This is a genomic window from Methylobacterium fujisawaense, assembly GCF_039619325.1.
Lineage (GTDB): Bacteria > Pseudomonadota > Alphaproteobacteria > Rhizobiales > Beijerinckiaceae > Methylobacterium > Methylobacterium fujisawaense.
In genome coordinates this window covers 6,494,274-6,519,552 of record NZ_CP155000.1, presented here as the reverse complement: position 1 = coordinate 6,519,552, position 25,279 = coordinate 6,494,274, and the positions used below count along the sequence as shown (strand labels likewise).

At 72.6% G+C, this 25,279-nt stretch carries 28 protein-coding genes; 17 read left to right on the top strand and 11 right to left on the bottom strand.

Translation table 11 applies throughout. The features are described 5' to 3' along the window. Window positions 1-43 precede the first annotated feature (43 nt). The 7 genes from chlG to ABC766_RS31095 all read left to right on the top strand — a co-directional run bounded on the left by chlG (window position 44) and on the right by ABC766_RS31095 (window position 6,327). Complete coding sequence (gene chlG, locus ABC766_RS31125) at window positions 44-928, top strand: chlorophyll synthase ChlG (protein WP_043353924.1); 885 nt, start codon at window positions 44-46, stop codon at window positions 926-928. Further along, window positions 928-2,322: a BCD family MFS transporter gene (locus ABC766_RS31120; RefSeq protein ID WP_345820328.1), complete on the top strand. Its 1,395-nt coding sequence runs from the start codon at window positions 928-930 to the stop codon at window positions 2,320-2,322. The genes chlG and ABC766_RS31120 overlap by 1 nt, the downstream gene beginning before the upstream one ends. Before the next feature lie 4 nt (window positions 2,323-2,326). Beyond that, on the top strand, window positions 2,327-3,553 hold the full coding sequence (locus tag ABC766_RS31115; RefSeq protein ID WP_043353930.1) for a geranylgeranyl diphosphate reductase: 1,227 nt from the start codon (window positions 2,327-2,329) through the stop codon (window positions 3,551-3,553). Continuing rightward, a complete protein-coding gene (locus ABC766_RS31110) occupies window positions 3,550-4,044 on the top strand; it encodes a TspO/MBR family protein (RefSeq protein WP_043383069.1) in 495 nt (164 codons plus the stop codon). The genes ABC766_RS31115 and ABC766_RS31110 overlap by 4 nt, the downstream gene beginning before the upstream one ends. Then, a complete protein-coding gene (locus ABC766_RS31105; RefSeq protein ID WP_345820326.1) occupies window positions 4,044-4,397 on the top strand; it encodes a hypothetical protein in 354 nt (117 codons plus the stop codon). The genes ABC766_RS31110 and ABC766_RS31105 overlap by 1 nt, the downstream gene beginning before the upstream one ends. A 31-nt stretch (window positions 4,398-4,428) precedes the next feature. Further along, window positions 4,429-6,021, top strand: coding sequence for a c-type cytochrome (locus ABC766_RS31100; protein WP_345820325.1), 1,593 nt, complete (start codon window positions 4,429-4,431; stop codon window positions 6,019-6,021). A gap of 132 nt (window positions 6,022-6,153) precedes the next feature. Beyond that, window positions 6,154-6,327, top strand: coding sequence for a YqaE/Pmp3 family membrane protein (locus tag ABC766_RS31095; protein ID WP_012318839.1), 174 nt, complete (start codon window positions 6,154-6,156; stop codon window positions 6,325-6,327). 4 nt (window positions 6,328-6,331) lie between these two features. On the opposite strand, the gene ABC766_RS31090 is transcribed toward ABC766_RS31095, so the two are convergent. Both ABC766_RS31090 and ABC766_RS31085 read right to left on the bottom strand, forming a co-directional pair. Then, entirely contained in the window at window positions 6,332-7,825 is a 1,494-nt protein-coding gene (locus ABC766_RS31090; protein WP_075380131.1) for a L,D-transpeptidase family protein, read from the bottom strand. Window positions 7,826-7,986: 161 nt separating this feature from the next. Beyond that, complete coding sequence (locus tag ABC766_RS31085; protein WP_345820323.1) at window positions 7,987-9,150, bottom strand: MFS transporter; 1,164 nt, start codon at window positions 9,148-9,150, stop codon at window positions 7,987-7,989. Window positions 9,151-9,542: 392 nt separating this feature from the next. Between ABC766_RS31085 and ABC766_RS31080 the strand changes: the two genes are divergently transcribed. Beyond that, window positions 9,543-10,463: a LysR family transcriptional regulator gene (locus tag ABC766_RS31080; RefSeq protein WP_345820322.1), complete on the top strand. Its 921-nt coding sequence runs from the start codon at window positions 9,543-9,545 to the stop codon at window positions 10,461-10,463. 78 nt (window positions 10,464-10,541) lie between these two features. Here the strand turns inward: ABC766_RS31080 and ABC766_RS31075 are convergent, their stop codons facing one another. The 4 genes from ABC766_RS31075 to ABC766_RS31060 form a co-directional block, all read right to left on the bottom strand. After that, the gene (locus ABC766_RS31075; protein WP_043353944.1) at window positions 10,542-11,273 is read right to left on the bottom strand and encodes a DUF1796 family putative cysteine peptidase; all 732 of its coding nucleotides are present in this window, start codon (window positions 11,271-11,273) and stop codon (window positions 10,542-10,544) included. Continuing rightward, window positions 11,270-12,232 (bottom strand): acetyl-CoA carboxylase carboxyltransferase subunit alpha, encoded by a 963-nt coding sequence (locus ABC766_RS31070; RefSeq protein ID WP_043757075.1) that lies wholly within the window; start codon window positions 12,230-12,232, stop codon window positions 11,270-11,272. Before ABC766_RS31070 ends, ABC766_RS31075 begins: the two co-directional genes overlap by 4 nt. 157 nt (window positions 12,233-12,389) lie before the next feature. Beyond that, window positions 12,390-13,763, bottom strand: a complete 1,374-nt coding sequence (locus tag ABC766_RS31065; RefSeq protein WP_043383055.1) for a PleD family two-component system response regulator — start codon at window positions 13,761-13,763, stop codon at window positions 12,390-12,392. 172 nt (window positions 13,764-13,935) lie between these two features. After that, the gene (locus tag ABC766_RS31060) at window positions 13,936-14,304 is read right to left on the bottom strand and encodes a response regulator (RefSeq protein ID WP_043353956.1); all 369 of its coding nucleotides are present in this window, start codon (window positions 14,302-14,304) and stop codon (window positions 13,936-13,938) included. 80 nt (window positions 14,305-14,384) lie between these two features. On the opposite strand from ABC766_RS31060, the gene ABC766_RS31055 reads away from it, so the two are divergent. Next, window positions 14,385-14,681 (top strand): DUF3572 domain-containing protein, encoded by a 297-nt coding sequence (locus ABC766_RS31055; RefSeq protein ID WP_043353976.1) that lies wholly within the window; start codon window positions 14,385-14,387, stop codon window positions 14,679-14,681. A 281-nt stretch (window positions 14,682-14,962) separates the two neighbouring features. Here the strand turns inward: ABC766_RS31055 and ABC766_RS31050 are convergent, their stop codons facing one another. Together ABC766_RS31050 and ABC766_RS31045 are read right to left on the bottom strand one after the other, a co-directional pair. Beyond that, on the bottom strand, window positions 14,963-15,874 hold the full coding sequence (locus ABC766_RS31050; protein WP_043353960.1) for a cell envelope integrity EipB family protein: 912 nt from the start codon (window positions 15,872-15,874) through the stop codon (window positions 14,963-14,965). Between the two features lie 109 nt (window positions 15,875-15,983). Further along, complete coding sequence (locus ABC766_RS31045; RefSeq protein WP_345822858.1) at window positions 15,984-17,837, bottom strand: ABC transporter ATP-binding protein; 1,854 nt, start codon at window positions 17,835-17,837, stop codon at window positions 15,984-15,986. 380 nt (window positions 17,838-18,217) lie between these two features. On the opposite strand from ABC766_RS31045, the gene ABC766_RS31040 reads away from it, so the two are divergent. The 3 genes from ABC766_RS31040 (at window position 18,218) to ABC766_RS31030 (ending at window position 19,248) form a co-directional block, all read left to right on the top strand. Further along, a complete protein-coding gene (locus ABC766_RS31040; RefSeq protein ID WP_345820321.1) occupies window positions 18,218-18,514 on the top strand; it encodes a helix-hairpin-helix domain-containing protein in 297 nt (98 codons plus the stop codon). 84 nt (window positions 18,515-18,598) lie between these two features. Then, window positions 18,599-18,841 carry a type II toxin-antitoxin system VapB family antitoxin gene (locus ABC766_RS31035; RefSeq protein ID WP_342142210.1) on the top strand — a complete coding sequence of 81 codons (243 nt, stop codon included), beginning with the start codon at window positions 18,599-18,601 and terminating at the stop codon, window positions 18,839-18,841. Window positions 18,842-18,852: 11 nt separating this feature from the next. Further along, window positions 18,853-19,248: a type II toxin-antitoxin system VapC family toxin gene (locus tag ABC766_RS31030; protein WP_287089915.1), complete on the top strand. Its 396-nt coding sequence runs from the start codon at window positions 18,853-18,855 to the stop codon at window positions 19,246-19,248. Between the two features lie 63 nt (window positions 19,249-19,311). Here the strand turns inward: ABC766_RS31030 and trpB are convergent, their stop codons facing one another. Beyond that, window positions 19,312-20,553, bottom strand: a complete 1,242-nt coding sequence (trpB, locus tag ABC766_RS31025; protein ID WP_043353967.1) for a tryptophan synthase subunit beta — start codon at window positions 20,551-20,553, stop codon at window positions 19,312-19,314. 142 nt (window positions 20,554-20,695) lie between these two features. On the opposite strand from trpB, the gene msrA reads away from it, so the two are divergent. Then, entirely contained in the window at window positions 20,696-21,412 is a 717-nt protein-coding gene (gene msrA, locus ABC766_RS31020; protein WP_279897903.1) for a peptide-methionine (S)-S-oxide reductase MsrA, read from the top strand. 22 nt (window positions 21,413-21,434) lie between these two features. Here msrA and ABC766_RS31015 read toward each other — a convergent pair whose 3' ends face one another. Both ABC766_RS31015 and ABC766_RS31010 read right to left on the bottom strand, forming a co-directional pair. Continuing rightward, complete coding sequence (locus tag ABC766_RS31015) at window positions 21,435-22,379, bottom strand: prephenate/arogenate dehydrogenase family protein (protein ID WP_345820320.1); 945 nt, start codon at window positions 22,377-22,379, stop codon at window positions 21,435-21,437. Further along, window positions 22,372-23,499 (bottom strand): pyridoxal phosphate-dependent aminotransferase, encoded by a 1,128-nt coding sequence (locus tag ABC766_RS31010; RefSeq protein WP_043383046.1) that lies wholly within the window; start codon window positions 23,497-23,499, stop codon window positions 22,372-22,374. The genes ABC766_RS31015 and ABC766_RS31010 overlap by 8 nt, the downstream gene beginning before the upstream one ends. 480 nt (window positions 23,500-23,979) lie before the next feature. Here ABC766_RS31010 and ABC766_RS31005 point away from each other — a divergent pair, with 480 nt between their 5' ends. The 4 genes from ABC766_RS31005 to ABC766_RS30990 all read left to right on the top strand — a co-directional run bounded on the left by ABC766_RS31005 (window position 23,980) and on the right by ABC766_RS30990 (window position 25,179). Continuing rightward, window positions 23,980-24,276 (top strand): hypothetical protein, encoded by a 297-nt coding sequence (locus ABC766_RS31005; protein ID WP_075380134.1) that lies wholly within the window; start codon window positions 23,980-23,982, stop codon window positions 24,274-24,276. Between the two features lie 186 nt (window positions 24,277-24,462). Continuing rightward, window positions 24,463-24,630, top strand: a complete 168-nt coding sequence (locus ABC766_RS31000) for a hypothetical protein (RefSeq protein ID WP_164706390.1) — start codon at window positions 24,463-24,465, stop codon at window positions 24,628-24,630. 82 nt (window positions 24,631-24,712) lie between these two features. Then, window positions 24,713-24,892, top strand: a complete 180-nt coding sequence (locus tag ABC766_RS30995; protein WP_043355901.1) for a hypothetical protein — start codon at window positions 24,713-24,715, stop codon at window positions 24,890-24,892. 125 nt (window positions 24,893-25,017) lie between these two features. Beyond that, window positions 25,018-25,179 (top strand): hypothetical protein, encoded by a 162-nt coding sequence (locus ABC766_RS30990; protein ID WP_182592239.1) that lies wholly within the window; start codon window positions 25,018-25,020, stop codon window positions 25,177-25,179. Window positions 25,180-25,279 lie beyond the last annotated feature (100 nt).

Here is a 25,279-nt window from a genome sequence, read left to right as displayed (position 1 = left end):
AAATCTGCCTTGACACTTCGGCGGGGCCCGGTAGCCTCCCGCCATGGCCGCTACGCCCGCCCCGAGCGCAGTCATCGAGCTGCTCAAGCCGCTGACGTGGTTCGCGCCGATGTGGGCGTTCGCCTGCGGGGTGATCTCCTCCGGGCAGCCGGCCAGCGGCCAATGGCCGGTGATCGCCGCCGGGGTGCTGCTCGCCGGGCCGCTGGTCTGCGCCACCAGCCAGGCCGCCAACGACTGGTTCGACCGCCACGTCGACGCGATCAACGAGCCGAACCGGCCGATTCCCTCCGGGCGGATCCCGGGCCGCTGGGGGCTCTACCTCGCTCTGGGCTGGACGCTGCTGTCGCTGGTGGTGGCCGCCGCCCTGGGGCCCTGGATCCTCGGGGCCGCCCTGTTCGGGCTGGTGCTGGCCTGGATCTACTCGGCGCCGCCGGTCCGGCTGAAGCGGAACGGCTGGTGGGGCAACGCCGCGGTGGCGCTCTGCTACGAGGGGCTGCCCTGGTTCACCGGCGCCGCCGTCATGGCCGCGGCCCTGCCGGACCGGCGGGTGCTCCTGGTGGCGCTGCTCTACGCAGCCGGCGCCCACGGCATCATGACGCTCAACGATTTCAAGTCGGTGGAGGGTGACCGGCGCATGGGTCTGCTGTCCCTGCCCGTGCAGATGGGCTCGCAGCGCGCCGCGCGCTTCGCCTGCCTCGTGATGGCCCTGCCGCAGGTGGCGGTGATCGCGCTCCTCGTCGGCTGGGAGCGGTACTGGCATGCCGGCCTCGTCGCGGCGCTGCTCGCCGGCCAGGCCGCCCTGATGGTCCGGTTCCTCGAGAACCCCCGGGAGCGGGCGATCTGGTACAACGGCACCGGCACCACCCTCTACGTCCTGGGCATGCTGGTCTCGGCCTTCGCGCTGCGCCCGCTGGTGGGAGGGGCGTGATGGCGGGCGGCTCGCGCACGGAACGGCCGGGCGCCCTCCCGTCCCCCGCGAAGGCGGGCGGGCGAGCGGTCGCGCCCGACGGGTATCTCGGTTGGCCCCAGATCGTCCGCCTCGGCCTCGTCCAGACGGCGCTGGGCAGCGTCGTCGTGCTGATGACCGCCACCCTCAACCGGGTGATGGTGGTGGAACTGGCGCTCCCCGCCATCGTGCCGGGCCTGCTGGTCGCCCTGCACTACGCCGTGCAGGTCCTGCGCCCGCGCTGGGGCTACGGGTCCGACCGCAGCGGCCGGCGCACCCCCTGGATCGTCGGCGGCATGGTGGCCCTCTGCCTCGGCGGGTTCGGCGCCGCCTGCGGCACCGCGCTCGCCGCCGAGAACCTCGCCCTGGGCCTCGCCCTCGCGGCCCTCTCCTTCCTGTGCGTCGGGATGGGCGTCGGCGCGGCCGGGACCTCGCTCCTCGTCCTGCTGTCGGGGGGCGTCGCCCCGGCCCGGCGGGGCGCGGCCGCCACCATCGTCTGGGTGATGATGATCGTCGGCTTCGCCGTCACGGCGCCGCTCGCCGGGCATTTCCTGGATCCGTTCTCCGGTCTGCGGCTCGTGGCGGTGTCGGGCACGGTCTCGCTCGTCGCCTTCTGCGTGGCGGCGCTGGCGGTCGCCGGCATCGAGCGCCGGCTGCCGGTCCGCGCCCCGGAGCCCGCGGAGGCGCGCCGGCCGTTCTTCACCGTGCTGGCCCAGGTGCTGGCCGATCCCGTGGCCCGGACCTTCACGATCTTCGTCTTCGTCTCGATGCTGGCCTACAGCGCCCAGGAACTGATCCTGGAGCCCTATGCCGGCCTGGTCTTCGCGATGAGCCCCGGCGCCACCACCAAGCTCGCCGGGTTGCAGCACGGCGGGGTGCTCGCCGGCATGCTGCTGGTGGCGGGGGTGACCCTCGCCGCCCGCGGCACCGCCCTCGCCTCCCTGCGGCTCTGGATCGGGATCGGCTGCGCCGGCTCGGCGGCCGCCCTCTTCACCCTGGCGAGCGGCGTGGCGGCGGGCTCGGACTTCCCCCTGCGCGCGACGGTGTTCGCCCTGGGCGTCGCCAACGGTGCCTACGCGGTGGCCGCCATCGGCTCGATGATGGCGCTGGCCGGCCGCGGCGACGCACGGGAGCGCGGCACCCGCATGGGCGTCTGGGGCGCCGCGCAGGGCGTCGCCTTCGGGGCCGGCGGATTCCTGGGGGCGGCGGCGGTGGATGCCGTCCGGCTCGTCACCGCCGAACCGGTCCAGGCCTACGCGGCGGTCTTCGCCGCGGAAGGCGTGCTCTTCCTCGTCGCGGTCGTCCTGGCGGCCCGGCTCGACCCCGCTCCGGCACCCGATTCGGTGCCGCTCGATCCTGCCTTCAGCGCGAGGTGAGGCCATGGCTCGGTTGGACGAAGGCGGCTCCGGTCGCGAATCCTACGACGTCGTCGTGGTCGGCGGCGGGCCGGCCGGGGCCACGGCGGCCACCGACCTGGCCCGGGCCGGCCACGCGGTTCTGCTCCTCGACAAGCCCGGCCGGATCAAGCCCTGCGGCGGCGCGATCCCGCCGCGGCTGATCCGCGATTTCGCGATCCCCGATGCGCTCCTCGTCGCCAAGATCCGGTCCGCCCGGATGGTGGCGCCGAGCGGCAAGGCCGTCGACATGCCGGTGGGCGAGGGCTTCGTCGGCATGGTCGACCGCGAGCATTTCGACCCGTGGCTGCGCGCCCGCGCGGAAGAGGCCGGCGCCGACCTGCGCGACGCCGCCTACGACCGGATCACCCGGCCCGACGACGGGGTGCCGCTCGTCCACTTCACCACCGGGACCGGCGCGGATCTCGCCCGCCACGCCGTCCGGGCCCGCCTCGTCATCGGCGCCGACGGCGCCTGCTCGCCGGTCGGCCGGGCGGAGGTGCCGGGCCACGCCAAGATGCGGCAGGTCTTCGCCTATCACGAGATCCTGCGGGTGCCGGAGGCCGGCACCCCCGGGGCCGAGGCCGTCGAGGCGACCCGCTGCGACGTCTACTACCAGGGCCGCCACTCGCCGGATTTCTACAGCTGGATCTTCCCCCACGGGGATACGCTCAGCATCGGCACCGGCAGCGCCAGGAAGGGCTTCTCGCTCCGCTCCTCGATCCGGGCCCTGCGCGCGGCGACCGGCCTCGACCACGCCGAGACCGTCCGCCGCGAGGGCGCGCCGCTGCCGCTGAAGCCCCTGAAGCGCTGGGACAACGGCCGGGACGTGCTGCTCGCGGGCGACGCCGCGGGCGTCGTGGCGCCGGCCTCCGGCGAGGGCATCTACTACGCGATGCTCGGCGGCCGGCTCTCGGCCGAGGCCGCCGCCGCCTTCCTGCGGACCGGGGACGCGCGCGCCCTGGCCGGGGCGCGCAAGGCCTTCATGAAGCTGCACGGGCGCGTGTTCTGGATCCTCGGGATGATGCAGTGGGTCTGGTACCGCAGCGACGGGCTGCGCGAGCGCTTCGTCTCGATCTGCCGGGACAAGGACGTCCAGCAGCTCACCTGGGACAGCTACATGAACAAGGAGCTGGTCCGGGCGAAGCCCGCCGCCCACGCGCGGATCTTCTTCAAGGATCTCGCCCACCTGTTCCGCTGGGTCTCCCCGTGAGCCTCGCCGTCGACCTGGGGCCGCCCGCGGTGGCCGCCGCCGCCGCCGTGCTGGTGGCCGTGGCCGGCGGCCTCGCGACCACCACGGACGGCTGGTACCGGCGCCTGCGGGTCCCGGCCTGGAAGCCGCCGGACTGGGCCTTCGGCCCGGTCTGGACGGTGATCTTCGCGCTCACCACCACCGCCGGTGTGCTCGCCTGGAACGGCGACGCCGATCCCGCCGCGCGGGGTGTCCTCCTGGCCGCCTACGCGGTGAACGGGGTTCTCAACATCGCCTGGAGCGTGCTGTTCTTCCGGTTCCGGCGGCCCGACTGGGCGCTGGCCGAGGTGGCGGCCCTGTGGCTGTCCATCGCCGTGCTGATGCTGGTCACCGGCCGGGTCAGCCTCGGCGCCGGGCTGATGAACCTGCCCTACCTCGCCTGGGTCAGCGTCGCCGCCTGCCTGAACCTGCGGATCGTGCGCCTCAACGCGCCCTTCGGGCAGCCGGCGTGATGGAGGGTCTTCTGGCCCCCCTGTTCGCCTCGGGCCGGATCGTCGACGGCATCCTCCTGCTGGTCGCCGGGGAGGCGCTCGTCCTCGCGTGGCTCGTCCGCCGCCGGGGCGGCCCGCCGCTGCCGTCCCTTCTGGCGAACCTCGCCTCCGGGGCCGCCCTGATGCTGGCCCTGCGGGCGGCGCTGGTGGGCGACGGCTGGATCGCGGTCGCCGCCTGGATGCTCGCCGGGCTCGTCGCCCATCTCGCCGATCTCGGCCTGCGGTTCCGGACGGCCACGGCACAACGCCGCAGCCCGGCGCCGGCCGGAACAACGCCGGGAACGGCCGCGTTCACGCGCGGCACACGAATCTGAATTACTCTAAGTTCGGGATGGGAGACGCGGCATGCAGCGCACGAGAGCCCTCTCCTCCGGCCGCGTGTCGGCCCCGATCCTGGCGAGCCTGTTCCTGGCCGCGCCGGCGCTGGCGCAGGACGGGTCGGCCGACCAGATCGAGCGGGGCAAGTACCTCGTGACCATGGGCGATTGCGCGGCCTGCCACACGGCGCCGGGCGGCAAGTACCTCGCCGGCAACTATGCCCTGAACATGCCCTTCGGCGTGATCATGACCCCCAACCTCACCCCCGACAAGGAGACCGGGCTCGGCAACTGGAGCTACGCCGACTTCGACCAGGCGTTCCGGCACGGCTACAGCAAGAATGTCGGCTACCTCTACCCGGCCTTCCCGTTCGGCTGGTTCACCAAGGTCACCGACGACGACACCAAGGCGATCTGGGCCTATCTCCAGTCGGTCCCGGCCGTGAACGAGAAGCGGCAGGAGAGCCAGATCCCGTTCCCGTTCAGCGTCCGCACGGCGCTGGTGACGTGGCGGACGGCCTTCTTCACCGATGAGCGCTTCAAGCCCGACCCGAACGCCAGCGCCGAGGTGAACCGCGGCGCCTACCTGGTGGAGGGCCTGGGCCACTGCGCCATGTGCCACAACGAGAACAAGCTCGTCGGCAATTCGAGCTTCGCCGGGCGCTTCGGCGGCGGCGTGATCGACGGCTGGTACGCCCCCAACATCACCCCGGACGGCCACCAGGGCATCGGCGCCTGGACCGACGAGCAGGTGGTCACCTACCTCAAGACCGGCACCGCGCCCGGCGACCGCCCCGGCGTCGCGGCGGGCCCGATGCGCCAGACCATCATGGAATCCCTCTCCAAGGTGAAGGAGGAGGACCTGAAGGCCATGGTCGCCTACCTGCGCACGGTCCCGGCCAAGCAGACCTACAAGCCGAAGGATCTCGCCGCCTTCGACACCGCCGACGCGCCGGGCGCCTCGACCTACCTGACCTACTGCTCCTCCTGCCACCAGCCCAACGGCAAGGGCATCGAGGGCGCGGTCCCGGCGCTCGCCGGCAACACCTCGGTGATGTCGGAGGGGCCCGAGACGGTGCTGCGGGTGATCTATGGCGGGCTCGCGGCCCAGAGCGGCCTCGCCCCGATGGTGGCGATCGGCCAGCAGATGACCGATGTCGAGGTGAGGAACGTCACCGACTACATCCGCAACTCCTGGGGCAACAAGGCGCCGGTGGTAACCGGCGACAAGGCCTCCGAGGCGCGCGCCGCCACCAAGACCATGCTGGCCGGCACCGCCCCCTGCGCGGAGATCGAGCAGGACAAGCTCAAGGCCGCCTTCGACAAGATCGGCATCCAGGAGAGCCTGAAGGGGTTGAAGCAGCAGGACTTCGTCCCGACGCTCGTCCGGCTGGTGCAGCAGGTGAAGGCGGAGCCCACGGGGGTCACGGACGACGACATCGTCAACGGCCTGACCACGGCGTTCTGCAAGGTCGGCCGCGACGACCCGCAATACGGCAACCCGAGCTGGCCCGCGGTGATCGGCACCTTCGCCAACGTCGCCTACAGCCAGGTGAAGCATCCGGAGAAGCAGGCGGCCAACGTGCCGTCCGCGACGACGCCGCCGCCGGCGAAGAACTGAGGCGCCACGCCTCAGGCCGCCGCTCCGGGCTCCGATACGGGGCACCGGAGCGGCGCGAACAGTCCCGGGAACGGAGAGGCGCGCCCGTCGTTTGAGCGAGGATCCCCTCAGGAACCTCGTCCGGGAGTGTCCGTGTCCAGCCTCGTCCGCATCCTGCTCGCGATCTTCTTTCCGCCGATCGCGGTTCTCGTCACCACGGGCTTCGGCCTGCAGTTCCTGCTGAACATCCTGCTGTGGATCCTCGGCTGGCTGCCCGGCACGGTCCACGCCCTGTGGCTGATGAACCGCGACCGGCCGCTGGTCTGAGCCGTCAGGGCTTCCGGCCCTCGGGCTCGCCCTTCCGGAGGGCGGGCTTCGCCTCGGCCTTGCCGTCGATCTTGCCCTCGACCTTGGCGGTCTTCACCGCATGGGCCTTGGCGGCCTTCGGCGCGACCTTCTCGGCGGCGTGGGCGAGCTTCACCGGCTCCGGCACCACCGCGGCGTCGACCGCCGGGGTCGGGGGTGCCGCCGGGGCCGGCTTGTCCTTGGCGAAGAGCTGGCCGAACAGCTTCTGGTAGCTGCTCGGGTCGCCGTCCGCGTCGGCGACCGCGATCCGCGCGGGCTTCTCGGGCAGGGCCGCCGTGGTCTCGACCTGCGCGTTGGGATCGGCGCGGTTCGCCATGAGCGTCGTGACCGCCGGCTTCGCGGGCTCCCGCCCGCGCCCCTTGCCGTCGGCCTTCGCGGCCCGGGCGGGGGCCGCCGGCTCGGCGCCGGCCAGCATCACCGGCTGGCCCTTCGGCGTGACCTCGATCTCCTGCGGGCCCGCCGCCAGGGTCTCGGGCCGGCTCACGTCGCCGAGATTGTGCCGTCCGTATTCCTTGGCGTCGTAGGGCAGGACCGTCTCGGTCCCGCCGAGGCTCGCGAAGGCGCTCGTATTCTGCGGGCGGAAGACCGGGTTCTGGCCGCCGTCCTGGTAGACGACCCGCACCGCCGGCGTGCCCTTGGCGACGAGGTCGGCGACCGCGCGGGCGTCGTGCGCGCTCTTCTCCGCCACCAGCGGGTCGACATGGGGCTTGCACGAGCCGGCCGCCGCGTCGGCCCCGCCGAACACGTATTTGGTCCCGCACTGGCCGACCTTCGGCTCCTCGTGCAGGGCCTCGAAATAGTCGGACCCTTCCTTGAGGTTCTGCCAGAAGGCGATGTTCGGGTCGTTGCGGAACTTGGCCATGTTCTCGGCCGTCATCCGGAACGGGTAGGACTGGAACTGGAAGCTGCGCTGGCCGCCGATGAACGCCTCGCGGGCGACGGCGTAGATCTCCGCGATGGTGGCGTCGGTCATGGCGAAGCAGCCCGCCGACGAGCAGGTGCCGTGCACCATCAGGTACTTGCCGGTGCGCCCGTTGGCCCGGTCGACGGCATTGGGGAAGCCGGTATCGAACGAGAGATAGTACGAGGAATTCGGGTTCATCAGGCCCGGGGTGATCGTATAGAAGCCCTCCGGCGCCTGCCGGTCGCCCTCGCGGGTCTTGGGGCCGAGCTGGCCGGACCAGCGGCAGATCGGGTAGGTCTTCAGCAGGGCGTAACGGCCGTCGCCGCCCCGCTTCCAGATCTCCATCTCCGCTTCCTTCTTGAAGGTGCGGATCAGGATCGGGTCGGATTGCTGCATCCCCTTGGATTGCATCAGGGCGACCGTCTGGGGGGCGACCGGCGCGAGGCTGCGCGCGCTCGGGCCGTTGATCCCGGAGCCGTCCTGGCAGGCGGCGAGCGACAGGGCCAGCAGGGACGCTGCCGCCAGCAGTCGCGCGGTCGCGAGACGCGCCGTCATGGGGAACCTCGATCGTCTTACGCGCGCCCGCGGGCCTTGCTGGCCGCGTCGGGTGCCACTCCCCAACCCAATAGGCTCGTTAAGCTTGCGCCTTCCTTACCGCAAGGACGCGGGTGCAACACTGGATTGTTATCCGGTGTGGAGAGCCTGCGGCGCAGGCCCTATCCACAGGCGGCCGGGACCGCGGCGGGGCGACCCAGCCAGAGCACGAGGACGAGGCCGGCCAGCGCCAGGGCGGCGCCGGCCAGGGACACCGCCGGGTAGCCGAGCCCGGTATCGATCGTGGCGCCGCCGACGGCCGCCCCGACCGCGTTGCCCAGGTTGAAGGCGCCGATATTCATCGCCGAGGCGAGGCTGGGCGCGTCCGCCGCCTGCGCCATCACCCGCATCTGGAGGGGGGCCACGCTGGCGAAGCTCGCGACACCCCAGAGGACGATCAGCAACGCCGCGGCGGCGGCCCCGTGCATGCCCCAGGCGAACAGCACGAGGACGACGAGCTGCGCCGCCAGCGCGCCGATGATCGTGCCGTCCACCGAGCGGTCCGCGAGCCGGCCGCCGAGCCAGTTGCCCACGGTCAGGCCGAGCCCGAACAGGACCAGCATCGCGGTGACGAACGGCGCCGTCGCGCCGGTCTCGGTCCGCAGGATCGGCGCGATGTAGGTGAACACCGTGAACATCGCGCTGAAGCCCACCATGGTCAGCGCCAGGGCCGCCAGGACGGGGCCGCGGCCGAGGACGCGCAGCTCGGACCACAGGTCGGCGCCCGCTTCGGCCTTGAGTTCCGGCAGGGCGAGCCGCAGCGCCAGCATGGCGACGGCGCCGATCGCGGCGATCCCCCAGAAGGCCGCGCGCCAGCCGAGCATCGCGCCGGTCCAGGCGGCGAGCGGCACGCTGCCGATCGTCGCGATGGCGAGGCCCGAGAACATGGCCGCCACCGCGGCGGCGCGGCGCTCCGGCGGCACGAGGCCGGCGGCCACCACCGCGCCGACGCCGAAGAAGGCCCCGTGGTTCAGCGCGGTGACGAGCCGGCCGGCGACCAGCATGGCGTAGCTGTCGGCGAGGGCCGCCATCAGGTTGCCGAGGGTGAAGATCGCCATCAGCCCGACCAGCAGGCGCCGCCGGGGCAGGCGTGCGGTGGCGAGGGTCACGAGCGGCGCGCCGATCACCACGCCCAGCGCGTAGGCGCTGACGACGAGGCCCGCCGCCGGGATCGACACCTTCAGGTCGGCGGCGATCAGGGGCAGCATGCCCATCGGGGTGAACTCGGTCACGCCGATGCCGAAGGCGCCGATCGCGAGGGCCAGCAGGGGTGGGTTGAGCGCCATGGGGTCCGCATCTCCGTTCGTTCCGGGGAGGCAGGTGGCGGATTCGTCTCCAGGGCAGTAGTCCCCGCTCGGGACCAGGATCTGTGCGCCGACGGCACGAATGCGGGCTTGCCGAAAGACGGGAGACGGGGGCAGAGTCTCGGCCGGAATGGCCCGCGGGACCCGCTGACCGGACGGGAGGGCGTGCAGGTCCCCTCTCCCGCGCGGGAGAGGGATCGGGTGAGGGGCGTGCCCTGTCCGGAGAGTTCTCCTCCCTCACCCCAACCCGCTCCCGAACGGGAGAGGGGGCAGGTTGTGTTCCGAAGAGTGGTGCGCCGGCTCGGACGCGCGCACCGCCTTCAAGCGGCCGCGAACAGCCGGAAGCGCCTCCGGCTCTCGAGGGGACGGGCACCATGCTGCGCGACAAGGTCGACCGGGCGGGCGAGATGGCGGTGTTCGTGGCGGTGGCGGAGGCCGGCAGCCTGTCGGGGGCGGCGCGCCGGCTCGGGCTGACGCCCTCCGCGGTCAGCCGGATCGTCGCCCGGACCGAGGCGCGGCTCGGCGCGCGGCTCCTCGTGCGGACGACCCGGACCCTCCGGCTCACCGCCGAGGGGGAGACCTACGGGCGCGCCGCGCGCCGCATCCTGGCGGATCTCGACGAGACCGAAGCCGCGCTCGCCGACCGGGGCTGCCCGCGCGGGCGGGTCCGGGTCAGCGCCGCCACCGCCCATGGCCGGCTCGTGATCGTGCCGCTGCTCGCCGCCTTCGTCGAGCGCCATCCCGGCATCACGGTGGAGATCGACCTCAGCGACGAACTCGCCGATGTGCTCGGCGGCCGGGCCGACGTGGCGATCCGGTTCGGCCCGCTCGCCGACAGCCCGCTCACCGCCCGGCGGCTCGGGGAGACCGGCCGGACGGTGGTGGCCTCGCCGGCCTACCTCGCCCGGGCCGGCACGCCGCGGCGGCCCGCCGACCTCGCCGGCCACAACTGCCTGGATTTCAGCTTCCGCCGCTCCGAGCCCGGATGGCCGTTCCGCATCGACGGGCACGACAGCGTCCTGCCGGTGGGCGGCAACGTCGCCGCCAACAACGGCGAGACCCTGGTCCAGCTCGCCCTGCAGGGCACCGGCATCACCCGGGTGGGCAACTTCCACATCGCCGAGGATCTCGCCGCCGGCCGGCTGGTGCCGCTGCTGGAGCCGTTCAACCCGCAGGACCGCGAGGCGATCCACGCGGTGTTCGTGGGCGGCCCCGCCATGCCGGCCCGGGTGCGCGTGCTGGTGGATTTCCTGGCGGAGCGGATGCGCGGGGTCGCCTTCGGCGCTCACCCGTGAGGGAATTGCCTCGCGCCCGTCCGCGTCGGCGCGATCGTCGCCCTGTCGCGCGCCACGCAGTTCGGGCTTGGCGCCCGCTCAGCCGAACAGCGCCGGCCGCCGCGCCGCCTCGGCCCGGATGATCTCCACCAAGGCCGCGTCGTCGGCCGGGTCGGCCAGCCGCAGGCCGACGGGCTCCGAGGGCGTGTGCACGGTGAGCCAGCGCAGGGATGTCCGCAGGTCGACCGCCTCGGCGACCGCCATGCGCGGATGCCCGGTCTCCAGCTGCAGGAAGGTCAGGTGGTTGCGGCTGGCGCGCTGCCCGAGCAGGTCGTCGATCGCCTCGACCACGTCCCGGGGCGTGTGGAGATGGGTCATCATCCAGAGGCGGTTGTCGGTGCCCGGCGTGTCGAGGGCCCGGCGCAGCCGGCGCACGCCCTCGGTGAGGAAAGCGTAATCCGCCTCGCTCGTCGCCGGGTCGTGGTGGTTGAACACGCATTCGAGGCCGTGCCGCTCCCGGTAGAGGCGGTGGCGCCCCCGCCAGATGCCGGGGCCGCGCCGCTCGGATTCCGGGATGCTCTCCAGCTGGCTCCGGTCGACGAGCGCGGAGAAATCGTCGGCGAGGCAGTCCCGGGCCATGCCGGGCATGGAGAAGATCCAGTCGAGGGGCCCCGACCATTGGCGCAGGTCGAGCGTCTTGAGGACGTGCGCCATCTGGCAGTTGCAGCCGAGGGAGATATGGTTGTGCCGGTCCGGCTCCCGCGCGTCGCGCCGGCCCAGCAGCCGGCCGAGCGCGCCGAACAGCCCCCCCGACGCCCCGGGCTCGCTCACAGGGTCCGGCCGATCGCCAGGAACTTCTCCGCGCGCCGGTCGCGGATCTCGACGGCCGTCAGGCCGTCGAACTGGGCGAGGGCGTCGGCGACGGCGTCGCCCGCGGCCCGGATCGCCGCCTCGCGGTCGCGATGCGCCCCGCCGGTGGCCTCCGGGATGATCCCGTCGATGACGCCGAGGCGCAGCAGGTCCTGGGCGGTGATCTTCATGGCGGTGGCGGCGTCGGCGGCGCGGCCCTGGTCGCGCCACAGGATCGAGGCCGCGCCCTCCGGCGAGATCACCCCGTAGATCGCGTGCTCCAGCATCAGGACCCGGTTGGCGGTGGCGAGCGCGATGGCGCCGCCCGAGCCGCCCTCCCCGATCACCACGGCGACGTTGGGCACGCCCAGCGCGAGGCAGGCCTCGGTGGAGCGGGCGATGGCCTCGGCCTGGCCGCGCTCCTCCGCCTCGATGCCTGGATAGGCGCCGGCGGTGTCGACGAAGGCGAGGACCGGCAGGCCGAACCGGTCGGCGGTCTCCATGAGCCGGACCGCCTTGCGGTAGCCCTCGGGGCGGGCCATCCCGAAATTGTGGCGCAGCCGCGCCTCGGTGGTGGCGCCCTTCTCCTGGCCGAGCACCAGGACCGGCCGTCCGCGGAACCGCCCGAACCCGCCGAGGATCGCCTCGTCCTCGCCGAAGTTCCGGTCGCCGGCCAGCGGGGTGAACTCGGTGATCAGCCCGTCGCAATAGTCCACGAAGTGCGGCCGCTGCGGGTGGCGCGCCACCTGGGTCTTCTGCCAGGGGGTGAGGTTCGCGTAGATCTCCGCCAGCGCCTGGCCGGCCTTGGCCTCGAGCCGGCCGACCTCCTCGGCGATGGAGACCGCGCCGTCGCGCGCGCTCACGGCGCGCAGTTCCTCGAGCTTGGCCTCCAGCTCGGCCACCGGCTTCTCGAAGTCGAGGTAGGTGCGCGTCACCGCCATCGTATCACAGATCTTCCCGGGGTCCGCCGCGCGGGGGCGGCGGGCGCGAGGTGTTGGCGATGGCGGGAGTGGTGTCAACCGGCCTGTTGCCGGACCGGGCCGCCGGCCGGCGGTCCGGGCCCTCGGCCGGCGGCCCGGACAGGCCGCGGCCGGAGGGTCAGGCCGCCTGCGACTCGACCCGGTTCCGCCCGGCCGCCTTGGCCCGGTAGAGGGCGAGGTCGGCGCGCCGGAGCATGTCGGCGGCGCAGAGATCCTCGCCGCGGCGCACGGCGACCCCGATCGAGACGGTCACGGGCACCGTCCGGGTGGCTCCCAGCACCGAGAACGGCACCGCCTCGACCCGCTCGCGGATGCGCTCGGCGATGCCCTGGGCCTCGCCGAGCCCCGCCTCCGGCAGGATCACCACCACCTCCTCGCCGCCGTAGCGCGCCACGATGTCGATGGGCCGGGTGTGCTGGCGGACCCGCTCGGCGAAGCCGCGCAGCACCTCGTCGCCGGCCTCGTGGCCGAAGCTGTCGTTGATGCCCTTGAAGTGGTCGATGTCGAGGATGAGCACGGAGAGCTGGGCCCGGCGGGCGGCCTCGTCGCCGAACAGCGTGCCGAGATGGTTGTCGAGGTAGCGCCGGTTGTGCAGTCCGGTGAGCGCGTCGATCACGGCCATCTGGAGCGAGGCCTGCATCGCCCCCCGGAGCGCCTCGGTGAAGCGCTTGCGCTTCACCTGGGTGCGGACCCTGGCCATCAGCTCGTTGCGGTCGACCGGGCGCATCAGGAAGTCGTGCACGCCGAAATCGAGGCCGCGGACGACCCGGGCGCGGTCGTGCTCCTCCGCCAGCATGATCAGCGGCATCGTCCGGGTCCGATCCAGCGACCGGAGCTGGCTGCACAGGCGCAGGCCGTCGAAGCCCGCCAGATCGAGGCTGACCAGGGCGAGATCGAAGGGCGCCTCGGCGGCGAGGTGCAGGGCCGCCTGCGGATCGGGCTCGACCGTGACGACGTGGTGCTGGCGCAGGGCCCCGGCGAGGCGCTCGGCCGATCCGGGGCGGTCCTCGATGAGCAGGATCCGGGCATCGAGGCCGGTCTCGGCGGTGGCCAGCGCCAGGGGATCGCCGATCCCGAATTCGCGCGAGGCGAGCGCGCGCTGGCGCAGCTCGTCGGTCACCGCCTTGAGGCGTACGAGGCTGCGCACCCGGCTGAACAGGGCGGTGTCGTCCACGGGCTTGGTCAGGAAGTCGTCGGCCCCGGCGTCGAGGCCGCGCAGGCGGTCCGCGGGCTGGTCGAGGGCCGTGACCATCACCACCGGGATATGGGCCGTGAGCGGGTTGTTCTTGAGGTGCCGGCAGACCTCGAACCCGTCCATGCCGGGCATCATCACGTCGAGCAGGACGAGGTCGCAGAGGCCCTTCTCGCAGATCGCGATCGCGTCCCGGCCATTCATGGCCGCGAGCGTGTCGAAATATTCCAGGCCGAGCTTCGTCTCTAGAAGCCTGACGTTCGGGAACAGATCATCGACGATCAGGACACGGGCCGACATGCTTCCTCGTAGGGGCGCGGTGGAGCGGCCCGGACCGGGCACCGTGTGCCGTGGCGCGCGCCGCCGGTCAGCCGCAGGGGCCTGGGCGGATACGACAGGACGGACGGTTGAACCGGTCACCCGACCCGGACGGATCGGGTGACCGGTTCAACGGCGCGCCTCGCCGGCGTGGTCACGGCTCAAGATAGGCCCGAACCGTTGCCAAAAACTTCGCAACCGAGATCGGCTTCGACAGGTAGGCCTCGCAGCCGCCCTCGCGGATCCGCTCCTCGTCGCCCTTCATGGCGAAGGCCGTGATGGCGATGACCGGAATGCCCTTGAGGTCGTCATCCTCCTTGAGCCATTTCGTCACCTCGAGCCCGGAGACCTCGGGGAGCTGGATGTCCATGAGGATCAGGTCGGGATGATGGGCGCGGGCCAGTTCGATCGCCTCGATGCCGTGGGCGGTCTTCAGGGTCGCGTAGCCGTTCGCCTCCAGCAGGTCGTTGAACAGCTTCATGTTCAACTCGTTGTCCTCGACGATCAGCACCGTCTTCTTCATGATCCGATGTCCCGGTGCGCGCCGATCATGATTAGTGGGCGGTGAAGCCCCTCCGTCACCTTTGTAGCGTTCACATGTTGATGAATGGCAAACCTCTTCAAGGGGATGAGTCCGCCGAACGGCTCGCCCTGGACGTTCTGTTGTGGATCGCGGGGGACGAGGACCGGCTCCTGCCCTTCCTGGCGGCGAGCGGATTGAGCCCCGACACGCTGCGCGAAAGCGCCCGCGAGCCGGCTTTCCTGGTGGGCGTCCTCGACCACGTGATGGGCGACGAGAACGTCCTCGTCGCCTGCGCGAACGGCCTCGGCGTCAAGCCGGAGCGGATCGCCGCGGCGTGGCAGCGGCTGTCGCCGCGGCCGGATGACGAATGGGCGTGAGGCCTCCGGCGCGACGCGGACCGCTGCGCGCGTCCCGCCCGCGGATCCCGGGCTTGCCCGCGATCCGCGCCCGGCCTGGCCCAGCCCCATGAGCCCCATGAGGGACGGGGCCCGGGCGCTGGTCTCTCACGCGGCGGAGCGCAGGCGGACGACGTGGGGATCGGCGAGCCCGCGCACAGGGGGGGCGCGACCCAACGCGCGACCCGCCCCCCGATCGGATCGGCGGGCCCGCGAGCCCGGGAGCATGGTCGGAACGGTGCGCGCCCTCTGCCCACCGGCGCTCAGGGCGTGCAGCCCTTCCCCGCGTCCTTGTCGCTCCGCCCCGCCTTGGCGTCGATGTCGAGGGCGGTCATGTCGCCCAGGATGGCGAAATCGCCGTAATCGAGCTTGAGCGCGCCGCTGACGCCGTTCTCGTACAGGTCGAAGCCGAGGGTGTAGATCGGCGTGCGCTCCCCGGCGCCCTCGGTGTAGTAGCTCAGGCGGACCGGCCAGTGCGGCATGCCGGCGAGCGAACCGTCGCGCAGCGGCTTGTCCCGGTCGGAGCCCGCGGCCGAAGCCGGGCCGGTCTCCGTGTGGCCGATCACCGCGAAGGTGTCGTAGATCTTCTTGCCGTCGTCCGAGCCGTCGTAGACCTTGACCGAGAGGGTCGACTGGCCGGCCCGCGCCGCCGCGATCAGGCGGCGCATGTGCTCGCTCGGGAACAGGACCGGCCCCTCCACGGTGAACGGCTTCGGGCCGCCCTTCAGCTTCACCGTGAGGGCGTCGCCCTGCTCGGAGGCGGTCCCGTCCACCGGGGCGGCGGCCTTGTTGTTGGTCAGCGTCGTCGTCTTGAACCGGAACTCGCGCCCCTGTCCGCCCTCGAAGGTGGTGCTGCGCATGTCCGACAGGCGCGTGCCGGTCTCCCCGGAGGACAGCTCCGTCACCTGGCGGGTCAGCATCGTGTAGCCCCGGCAGGCATCCCCCCGGAAGTCGATGACGATGCGCCCGCGGGCGCTCTCCACCGAGCGGGTGCCTCCGCCCTCGGCCAGCGACAGGTCGTAGACCGCCCGATGGTTGGCCAGGACGATCTCGGGCGACGGGGTCGCCGCCTCGGGCTTGGCCGCCGGTTCGGGCCCGGCGGGCGGGGCCGCCTGGGCGTTCCCGGCGCAGACGAGAAGGCCGGCCGTCAGCAGTCGGAAGAGGCGCAGGCGCATGGACAACCTCGATTCGGTCCGCCGCAGATAGCAGGCTCAGGGAATCGGGCAATGCTTGGGCCGGGCCGCGGGGGCGTCCCGAGGGCCCCGCCCCCGCTTTCCGGCTCCCCTACCGGTAGCCCTCAGCCTGCAGGGTGAACAGCTCGGCGTAGCGGCCGCGCCGCTCCATCAGGGCGGCGTGGCCGCCCTCCTCCAGGACCCGGCCGCCCTCCAGGACGAGGATGCGGTCGGCCATGCGCACGGTGGAGAAGCGGTGCGAGATCAGCACCGCCGTCCGCCCGGCCGACAATTCCCGGAACCGCGCGAAGACGTCGTGCTCGGCCCTCGCGTCGAGGGCCGCGGTCGGCTCGTCCAGGATCAGGATCTCGGCCTCGCGCATGTAGGCCCGGGACAGCGCGACCTTCTGCCACTCGCCCCCGGAGAGGTCGAGGCCGCCGGCGAAGCGCTTGCCCAGCGGCTGGGCGTAGCCCTCGGGCAGGCGCTCGATCACCGGCGCCGCCAGCCCCCGGGCCGCCGCGGCCGCGATGCGCTCCGCGTCCCCGGCGGCCTCGATCCGGCCGACCGCGACGTTCTCGCCCGCCGTGAGGTCGAAGCGGACGAAGTCCTGGAAGATCGCCCCGATCCGCGCCCGCAGCTCGTCGAGGTCGTAGGCGGTGAGCGGCACCCCGTCGAGGAGCACCCGGCCCTCGTGCGGGTCGTAGAGCCGGGTCATCAGCTTGACGATCGTGGTCTTGCCGGCGCCGTTGCCGCCGACCAGCGCCACCGTCTCCCCGGCGCGGATCGCGAAGGAGAGGTGGCGCAGCGCCCAGGCCTGCGTGCCCGGATAGCGGTAGCCGACATCCTCGAAGACCAGCCCCTCCCGGATCGGGCGCGGCACCGGCACGGCCTGCGCGGGCGAGCGGATCTGCGGGCGGATCGCGAAGAAGGAGTAGAAGTCGTCGAGGTACTGCGCCTGGCCGGTGATCTGGGTCAGCCCGAGGAGCAGCCCCTCCAGGCCGCCGCGCAGGCGCTGGAAGGCGCCGGCCAGGAAGGCGAGATCGCCGACCGAGAAGGTGCCCGCCACCGTCCGCCAGACGATCACCGCGTAGGCGGCGTAGTAGGCGAGCGTCCCGAGGCTCGCGAAGGCGAAGCCCCAGCCGGCCCGGGCGACGGCGAGGCTGCGGTTCTCGGCGAGCAGCCGGCGCGCCGCCGTCCCGTAGAGGCCGGTCAGGTAGTCCGAGAGGCCGAAGAGCTTGATCTCCTTGGCGGTCTCGACGCTGGCGCCGAGGTAGCGCAGGTAGTCGATCCGGCGGCGCTCCGGGCTGCGGATCCAGGCGAGGCGGTAGCCGGCCTTGGTGAAGTGCCACTCGTTGAGGACCGCCGGGACCAGGGCGGCGGCGATCAGCACCACGAGCCAGGGCGTGAAGGCCGCGACGCCGATCGCCAGGGTCGCGAGGGTCAGGAGCCCCTGCAACTGGCCGAACACCGTCCCGATGAGCCCGGTGCGGCCGCTGACCTGCCGGCGCGCCCGCTCCAGCCGGTCCTGCTGGGCGCTGTCCTCGAACTGCGCGAGGTCGAGGGCGGCGGCGTGCGCCATCAGCCGCAGGGAGGCGGCGTTGGCGTAGAGGTCGCCGATCAGGGTCTCGGTGAGGTTCGCGAGACGGCCGGTGAGGTCCGAGACCAGGGCGAGGCCGAATTCGGCCGCCACCAGCCCGGCGAGCCGGGCCCGGCCGGGATCGGCGAGCCAGTCCGCCAGCCCCACCGCTGGCGCCGGCCGGGCATGCTCGGTCACGATCCCGTCGAGGATCAGCTTGGCGAGATACAGCATCAGGACCGGCAGGCAGGCCGCCACGAGGCGCAGCGACAGGCTCGCCGCGAGCAGGCGCGGGCTGGCGGCGGCGATCTCCCGGAACAGGGTCGGCAGGTAGCGCAGGGCGCCCAGGCGCTCCCCGAGCCGCTCGCCGAGCCTCGTCCGCGCGCTCATCCCCTGGGGATTGCTCACCGGATTTCGGACGTGGATTGGACGACGCGCAAAGACAGCATTAACTGTAGATGCATATAGTTTTAATCCTCGTCGAGTGGTGCGTGCTCAGCGGTCCTGCAATCCTCAGAATTTCGGTCCTCCTCATCATTGCCGGCATACTCGCGGCGGTGGTGCAGGTCCTGTTGCCGGGCCCGGCGCCCGGACCGGTATCCCCGCCTGCGCCCTCGGCACCGGCGGTTCCCGAACCCTCGACGGCCCCGCCGCCCGCGCCGGCACCCGCCCCGTCCGCGACGGTCGAGCCCGCGCCTTCGCAGCCCGCGCCTGCGCAGCCCGGCAAGGCCCCGGCGCCCGCCGCGCCGTTACAGATGCCGTCCGACGCGATGGCGGTTCCCGCCGACCCTCCGGCTCCGCAGGCGGCGCCTCAACCGCAGGGCGAGGACGCGGCCGGTCAGGCCGAGGTCGAGCGGGCGGAGGACAGCGCCGGGCCCCGGGCCCTGGCCGTGGTCGATCTCAACACGGCCTCCGTGGCGGATCTCAACCGCCTGCGCGGCGGCGGCGCCATCGGCCGGGCGATCGTCGCCAAGCGGCCCTACACCGCGGTGGAGCAGCTGCTGTCGAAGCGGGTGCTCAGCCGGGCGGTCTACGAGAAGATCAAGGATCAGGTGACGGTGCGGTGAGCGGCCGCGGCCCCGCGACCCGCTCCCCTTGCGGCGTCCGAGTATATAAATTAGCGCTGTGCGGGATATCCCAGGGGTCCGCGCATGCCGCTCTACGTCAAGGATCCGCAGGTCGACGCGCTCGCGGCCCAACTCATGACGCTGCTGGGCACGAGCAAGACCGACGCGGTGCGCCGCGCGCTTCAGAACGAGATCGCCCGCCAGACGAACCGGCCTGATCTCGTCGAGCGGACGGCCGACTTCGTCCGTGCCCTTCACGAGCGTGCCGGGCCGGACCGGAAGCCCGCCGACGCGGCGTTCATCGACAGTCTGTACGAGCGCACCTGAGGCGGGACCCGATGTTCGTAGATGCGTCGGCCCTCACGGCGATCCTCACCGACGAGACGGATGCGGCCACTCTGGCGGCCCGGCTTCAGCGGGCGCTGCGCCGCGTGACGTCGCCCCTGGCGGTCTGGGAAACCGTCGTCGCCGTGGCGCGCCACCTCGATCTCCCGGTCCCGACCGCCCGCGAGGCGGTGAACGCCTATCTCGACATTGCCAGCATCGAGATCCTGGCCGTCCCGCCGGAGGCCGCTGCGGGCGCGCTGGACGCCTACGACCGCTTCGGCAAGGGCCGGCACCCGGCCGGCCTGAACTTCGGCGACTGCTTCGCCTATGCCTGTGCCCGCGCCCACGGCGTGCCGCTGCTCTACAAGGGTAACGACTTCCCGCTCACGGACATCGAGACCGCCTGACGCCGACGAACCGCGTGCGGGACAGGCAGGGCGCGGCGGGCGGAGGACCGCCGCCGTGTGCCCTCAGAGCGTCGTCCCGAAGATCTCCGCCACCTGCGGGATGTCCTTGTCGCCGCGACCGCAGAGATTGATCACCATCAGGTGTTCGGCCGGGCGCTGCGGCGCCAGTTCCAGAACCTTGGACAGGGCGTGGGCCGGCTCAAGGGCCGGGATGATGCCCTCCAGCATCGAGCAGAGCTTGAACGCCTCGAGGGCTTCGGTATCCGTCGCCGAGATGTAGGTGACGCGACCCGTCTCGTGCAGCCACGCGTGCTCGGGCCCGATGCCGGGATAGTCCAGCCCGGCCGAGATCGAGTGCGCGTCGGCGATCTGTCCGTCCGCGTCCATCAGCAGGTAGGTGCGGTTGCCGTGCAGCACGCCCGGCTTGCCGCCGGTGAGCGAGGCCGCGTGCAGGCCGGAATGAACCCCGTGGCCGGCCGCCTCGACCCCGAAGATCTCGACCTCGCGGTCGTCCAGGAACGGGTGGAACAGGCCCATGGCGTTGGAGCCGCCGCCGATGCAGGCGACCAGCGAATCCGGGAGGCGGCCCTCCTGGGCGATCATCTGCTCCCGGGTCTCACGCCCGATCACCGACTGGAAGTCGCGCACCATGGCCGGATAGGGGTGCGGCCCGGCGACGGTCCCGATGCAGTAGAACGTGTCGGCGACGTTGGTGACCCAGTCGCGCAGGGCCTCGTTCATGGCATCCTTGAGGGTCCGGGTGCCGGATTCCACCGGGATCACCTCGGCGCCGAGCATCTTCATGCGGAAGACGTTGGGCGCCTGCCGGGCGACGTCGACCGCGCCCATGTAGACGACGCACTTGAGGCCGAAGCGCGCGCAGAGCGTCGCGGTGGCGACGCCGTGCTGGCCCGCGCCGGTCTCGGCGATGATCCGCGGCTTGCCCATGCGCCGGGCCAGCAGGATCTGGCCCAGCACGTTGTTCACCTTGTGGGAGCCGGTATGGTTCAGCTCCTCGCGCTTGAAATAGACCTTGGCCCCCTGCCCGGCCGGAGCCTTGGCGCGCAGGTGCTCGGTCAGCCGCTCGGCATAGTAGAGCGGGCTCGGCCGGCCGATATAGTGGGTGCCGTAGCTCGCCATGTCGGCCGCGAAGGCCGGATCGACCTTGGCGGCCTCGTAGGCGGCTTCCAGCTCCAGGATCAGCGGCATCAGCGTCTCGGCGACGAAACGGCCGCCGAAGATGCCGAAGCGGCCGCGCTCGTCGGGACCGGTGCGGAAGGAGTTGGGCTCGGGGGCGATGGTCACGGGACGGGTCCTGCGGTCGCTGGGGTCGATCTGTTGCGGGTGCGTAGACCCATGCGGGCGCGGCTGCAATGCGGCGTCCCGCCCGCGTAACCGGTTCGGGCCACGGGGCGAACGCCCTGTTGGTTTCCGGCAGGAGGATAGAATGGCACATCGCGATCGAATCCGCACGCTTCTCGGGGCCGCCCTCGGGCTCGGACTCGCAGGGGCCGTCCTGCTCCCCCGGCTTCCGGCCTTCGCCGAGGAAGCGCCCCGGCGCCTGCCGGAGGCCGCGACCCGCTCCGCCGAGCCGCCGGGGCCGCGCGTCGCGGTCTTCGCCGGCGGCTGCTTCTGGGGCGTGCAGGGGGTGTTCCAGCACCTGCGCGGCGTGAGCAATGCGGTGTCGGGCTATGCCGGCGGCACCCGCGCGGAGGCCGATTACCGGATGGTGAGCGGCGGCGGGACCGGCCATGCCGAGGCGGTCTCGGTCACCTACGACCCGGCCGCGATCCGCTACGACGAGCTCCTGCGGATCTTCTTCTCGGTGGCCCTCGACCCGACCCAGGTCGATCGCCAGGGGCCCGATACCGGGCACCAGTACCGCTCGGCCCTGTTCCCGCAGGATGCCGAGCAGGCGCGGGTGGCGAAGGCCTACATCGCCCAGCTCGACGCGGCCAAGGCCTATGCGCGGCCGGTCGCCACCCGGATCGAGCCGGCGGCCGCGTTCTACCCGGCCGAGGGTTACCACCAGGACTTCATGGCCCTGCATCCCGGCCACCCGTACATCGCCGCCAACGATGCGCCGAAGCTGGAGGCGCTGCGCAGCCTGTTCCCGGAGCGGACGGCGGCGCAGCCGGTTCTGGTCAACCGCCCGCCGGCCTGAGCGGGCGGCCCGGCGCGGTCCGCTATTCCTCCGGCGGCCGCGGCCGGCCGAAATCCGGCGCCGCGGTCTCCTGGCCCTGCGCCACGATGCTGCGCCGGATCGCCCGGGTGCGGGTGAACATCGCGTGGAGCGCGTCGCCGTCACCCCAGCGCACCGCCTTGGCGAGCGCCGACAGGTCCTCGTTGAACCGTCCGAGCATCTCCAGCACCGCCTCGCGGTTGTTGAGGAAGATGTCCCGCCACATGGTCGGGTCGGAGGCGGCGATGCGGGTGAAGTCGCGGAATCCGCTGGCCGAGAACTTGATCACCTCGGACTGCGTCGCCGATTCGAGGTCCGCGGCGGTGCCGACGATGTTGTAGGCGATCAGGTGCGGCAGGTGGCTGGTGATCGCCAGCACGTGGTCGTGGTGCTCGGCGCTCATCGTCTCGACATTGGCGCCCATCCCCGCCCACAGGGCGCGGACGGTCTCGACCGCCGCCGGATCGGTGCCCTCGGGCGGGGTCAGGATGCACCAGCGGCCCTGGAAGAGGGTCGCGAAGCCCGCATCCGGCCCCGAAAACTCGGTTCCGGCGATCGGGTGGCCGGGGACCAGGGCGACGCCCTCGGGCAGGTGCGGCCGGATCGCCGCCACCACGGCGCCCTTCACCGAGCCGACATCCGACACGATCGCGCCGGCTTTCAGATGCGGCATCATCTCGGCCGCCGCGGTGCCGATGGCGCCCACCGGCACGCACAGGATCACGAGGTCGGTGTCGGCCGCGCCCTCCGCCGGGTCGCCCGTGACCGCGTCGGCGATGCCGAGTTCGCGCACCCGGTCGCGCACGGCCTCGTCCCGGTCGACGGCCACGATGGTGCGGGCGAGCCCGTAGCGGCGCGCCGCCCGGGCGATCGAGGATCCGATCAGCCCGAGGCCGACGATGGCGAGACGGTCGACGGCGGGCCTCTCGGCCTTGAGCGCCTCAGGCATGGGTGCTCCCCTGGGCGCCACGCACGAAGTCGCCGAGCGCCGCCAGGAAGGCCGTGTTCGCCTCGGCGCCGGCCACCGTCACCCGCAGGGCGTTGGGCAGGCCGTAGGCGGTGACCCGGCGGGTGATGAGGCCGCGCTCGGTCAGGAACGCGTCGGCATCCGCCGCCGAGCGGCCGGGCGCGTCGGGGAAGTGGATCAGCAGGAAGTTCGCGACGCTCGGCGTGACCGTGAGGCCGAGCGCCCGGGCGCCCTCGGTGAGCTTCGGCAGCCACTCGGCGTTGTGGGCGGCGGCGGCGGCCATGTGCGCCTCGTCGGCGATGGCGGCCGAGCCTGCGGCGATCGCCGGCCCCGAGACGTTGAACGGCCCCCGGATCCGGTTGACCGCGTCCGCCACGTGCGACGGCGCGACCATCCAGCCGATCCGCACGGCGGCCAGCCCGTGGATCTTCGAGAAGGTGCGGGTCATCACCACGTTCTCGGCTTCGAGCGCGAGTTCGAGCCCGGCCGAGTAGTCGTTCGCCCGGACGTATTCGGCATAGGCGCCGTCGATCACCAGCAGCACGTGCGGCGGCAGGCCGGCGTGGAGGCGGCGGATCTCGTCGAAGGGCAGGTAGGTGCCGGTCGGGTTGTTGGGGTTCGTGACGTAGACGATCCGCGTCCGGTCCGTGACCCGGGCCAGGATCGCGTCGACGTCCACGGTGAGGTCGCGCTCGGGCGCCACCACCGGCTCGCCCCCCGAGGCCAGGATGGCGATCCGGTACACGAGGAAGCCGTGCTCCGAGTAGATGCCCTCGGTGCCCGGCCCGGCATACGCGTAGGCCAGCAGCGAGAGCAGCTCGTCCGATCCCGCCCCGCAGACGATCCGCTCGGGATCGAGCCCGTAGCGCCTGGCGATGGCGGTGCGCAGCGCCGTGGCGCGCCCGTCCGGGTAGGTCTCGAGCTTGGCGGTCGCCGCGTGGAGGGCGGCGAGCGCCGCGGGGCTCGCGCCGAGGGGCGTCTCGTTGGAGGAGAGCTTGTAGACCGTGCCGCCGCCGGGCCGCCCGCTCTTGCCGGGCACGTAGGTGTCGATCGCCAGGACGCCGGGGCGCGGTTCCGGACGGGCGGGGCGGAGGGCGGACATTGCGGTGCGACTCGGGATGCGCGGGGTTCGGTCGGTTCCGCGTCCGTCTACAGCATTTCCTTTGCCGGTGAACCCGGGCCCGCTTCAGGGGCGCCGGTCCCGGTGAGTGCGCCCGGACGTCCTGAGGCGCAATCACGCAGCCCGGGGCGCCACGCCGGTCGCGCGCCGCCTCGGTCCGATCCCGGCGGGACTCGTGGTCCGGGTTCGAGGCTGCACGCCGCGGCGAGGGAAGGCGCGTGGCGTGGCCATTGGTCATGGGATGCGCCGGTCCCGCCGCGTCCGGCAGACCGAGTTCCGCAGGCCGGGGCCACCCGATCCGAGCCCTGTCCCGACCCGGGCGGTCCCGACCGCGCCGACGATTCGAGACGGACCCGATCCGGGATGGATCGGACGGCGCTGCGGCGTCTTGTACGCCCGCACGAAGTCATGGCTCAATGCCGGCGCTCCGCCGGCAGGCGCCCCACGCGAAGGACCCCATTCATGCCCCTCGAACGATACCTGGACGGCGGCGCCCACATCCTCCCCGCCGACGACACGCTGATCCGCTTCGGCATGACCAACGGCCAGCGGGTGATCGCGGTCGAGGTCCCGATCCCCGTGCTGCGTCAGCGATTCGGCGGCGGGGCCGACCTCGCGCCCCTGGAGCTGTTCGCCCGCAACCAGGCGGTGATCGAGGCCGCGGCGAGCCAGGCCTACGACCGGACCGAGACCCCGAACGATCTCCTGGATCTGGGGCCCGAGGATTTCGACACCCGGCCCGCCTCGGCCAAGCTCTGAACGGCAAGCTCTGACGGGCAAGCCCCGATCCGCAAGCTCTGACGGGCTCGATCCATCCGGGCACGCCGCGGCAAATCGGCGACGCGCAAATGCCGCGGGGCACTCGCCACGTTTCGGCCTGTTGAACCCGGAGAACGGGGGCGCGTCGGGCGTGCCGCGCCCTGCATGCGCCTGGATGGATCGACGATGCCCGGTGACCTGATCCCCTGCAGCCTGTTCCTGATCGGGATCCTCGTTTCGCTCGCCGCGGATTGTCGCCTGCGCCGTGTCGAGCCGGCGCCCTGGGCCAACGGCTGCATCACGGCCGCCGGGGCCGCCCTGGTCTTCGCGGCCTGCGCGGCTGCGATGCGCTGAGGAACCGCCAGCCCCAGGACGCACTTTCCCACCGGCAATCAGGCGCCGCGCCAGGACGTGCGGCCGGCTGGGCGAGGGATTCATGGTTTCGATGCAGGCCCTGATCGGCTGCGGTCTCGTTCTCACCGGGATATTGATCGAAAGTGCTGCGAGCCGTCACTGGCGGGCGGGCGTCGGCGCGGATCGGCTGGATGCCCGCGCCGCCCTCGCCCTCGGCCTTCCGGCCCTGGGACTGGCCGTGATGGCCGCGCCGCTCGCGTGAGCGGCATCCGCTGCGGCGGCACGGCCCCGTTCCCGGGAACCTGCGTGTCCGGGCGCACCGTCGCGGCCGCCTGCCCGCCGTAGACCTGCGCCATCGCGACGACAGCGCGCGATGGAGGTGTCGAGATGAGCGTCGTTCTCAACTTCGTCCTGGACGGTGCGGCCGGCTTGGTCGAACCCGCATGGCTGCGCGCGCAACGCGCCGTGACCGGCGCCTCGGCGACCGAGATCCGGACGCGCGCGTCCGGTTGGACATCCGGCGTCCCCGACGGGCAAGACCCCGCCTGAGTGACCCGGCCTGGGTAACCCGGCCTGAGTGACCGGGCCTGCGTGATCCCGGCGGCGGCCGCCGGCCTGCGCGCGTTGACGCTCGGGCCCCCGCGCATTA

Excerpts from the sequence above, each read along its gene's own strand:
- chlG (WP_043353924.1), top strand. The coding sequence starts at position 44 with ATGGCCGCTACGCCCGCCCCGAGCGCAGTCATCGAGCTGCTCAAGCCG.
- ABC766_RS31120 (WP_345820328.1), top strand. The coding sequence starts at position 928 with ATGGCGGGCGGCTCGCGCACGGAACGGCCGGGCGCCCTCCCGTCCCCC.
- ABC766_RS31115 (WP_043353930.1), top strand. The coding sequence starts at position 2,327 with ATGGCTCGGTTGGACGAAGGCGGCTCCGGTCGCGAATCCTACGACGTC.
- ABC766_RS31105 (WP_345820326.1), top strand. The coding sequence starts at position 4,044 with ATGGAGGGTCTTCTGGCCCCCCTGTTCGCCTCGGGCCGGATCGTCGAC.
- ABC766_RS31100 (WP_345820325.1), top strand. The coding sequence starts at position 4,429 with ATGCAGCGCACGAGAGCCCTCTCCTCCGGCCGCGTGTCGGCCCCGATC.
- ABC766_RS31090 (WP_075380131.1), bottom strand. The coding sequence starts at position 7,825 with ATGACGGCGCGTCTCGCGACCGCGCGACTGCTGGCGGCAGCGTCCCTG.
- ABC766_RS31085 (WP_345820323.1), bottom strand. The coding sequence starts at position 9,150 with ATGGCGCTCAACCCACCCCTGCTGGCCCTCGCGATCGGCGCCTTCGGC.
- ABC766_RS31080 (WP_345820322.1), top strand. The coding sequence starts at position 9,543 with ATGCTGCGCGACAAGGTCGACCGGGCGGGCGAGATGGCGGTGTTCGTG.
- ABC766_RS31070 (WP_043757075.1), bottom strand. The coding sequence starts at position 12,232 with ATGGCGGTGACGCGCACCTACCTCGACTTCGAGAAGCCGGTGGCCGAG.
- ABC766_RS31065 (WP_043383055.1), bottom strand. The coding sequence starts at position 13,763 with ATGTCGGCCCGTGTCCTGATCGTCGATGATCTGTTCCCGAACGTCAGG.
- ABC766_RS31060 (WP_043353956.1), bottom strand. The coding sequence starts at position 14,304 with ATGAAGAAGACGGTGCTGATCGTCGAGGACAACGAGTTGAACATGAAG.
- ABC766_RS31055 (WP_043353976.1), top strand. The coding sequence starts at position 14,385 with ATGAATGGCAAACCTCTTCAAGGGGATGAGTCCGCCGAACGGCTCGCC.
- ABC766_RS31050 (WP_043353960.1), bottom strand. The coding sequence starts at position 15,874 with ATGCGCCTGCGCCTCTTCCGACTGCTGACGGCCGGCCTTCTCGTCTGC.
- ABC766_RS31045 (WP_345822858.1), bottom strand. The coding sequence starts at position 17,837 with ATGAGCGCGCGGACGAGGCTCGGCGAGCGGCTCGGGGAGCGCCTGGGC.
- ABC766_RS31040 (WP_345820321.1), top strand. The coding sequence starts at position 18,218 with ATGGCGGTTCCCGCCGACCCTCCGGCTCCGCAGGCGGCGCCTCAACCG.
- ABC766_RS31035 (WP_342142210.1), top strand. The coding sequence starts at position 18,599 with ATGCCGCTCTACGTCAAGGATCCGCAGGTCGACGCGCTCGCGGCCCAA.
- ABC766_RS31030 (WP_287089915.1), top strand. The coding sequence starts at position 18,853 with ATGTTCGTAGATGCGTCGGCCCTCACGGCGATCCTCACCGACGAGACG.
- msrA (WP_279897903.1), top strand. The coding sequence starts at position 20,696 with ATGGCACATCGCGATCGAATCCGCACGCTTCTCGGGGCCGCCCTCGGG.
- ABC766_RS31015 (WP_345820320.1), bottom strand. The coding sequence starts at position 22,379 with ATGCCTGAGGCGCTCAAGGCCGAGAGGCCCGCCGTCGACCGTCTCGCC.
- ABC766_RS31010 (WP_043383046.1), bottom strand. The coding sequence starts at position 23,499 with ATGTCCGCCCTCCGCCCCGCCCGTCCGGAACCGCGCCCCGGCGTCCTG.
- ABC766_RS31005 (WP_075380134.1), top strand. The coding sequence starts at position 23,980 with ATGCCCCTCGAACGATACCTGGACGGCGGCGCCCACATCCTCCCCGCC.
- ABC766_RS31000 (WP_164706390.1), top strand. The coding sequence starts at position 24,463 with ATGCCCGGTGACCTGATCCCCTGCAGCCTGTTCCTGATCGGGATCCTC.
- ABC766_RS30995 (WP_043355901.1), top strand. The coding sequence starts at position 24,713 with ATGGTTTCGATGCAGGCCCTGATCGGCTGCGGTCTCGTTCTCACCGGG.
- ABC766_RS30990 (WP_182592239.1), top strand. The coding sequence starts at position 25,018 with ATGAGCGTCGTTCTCAACTTCGTCCTGGACGGTGCGGCCGGCTTGGTC.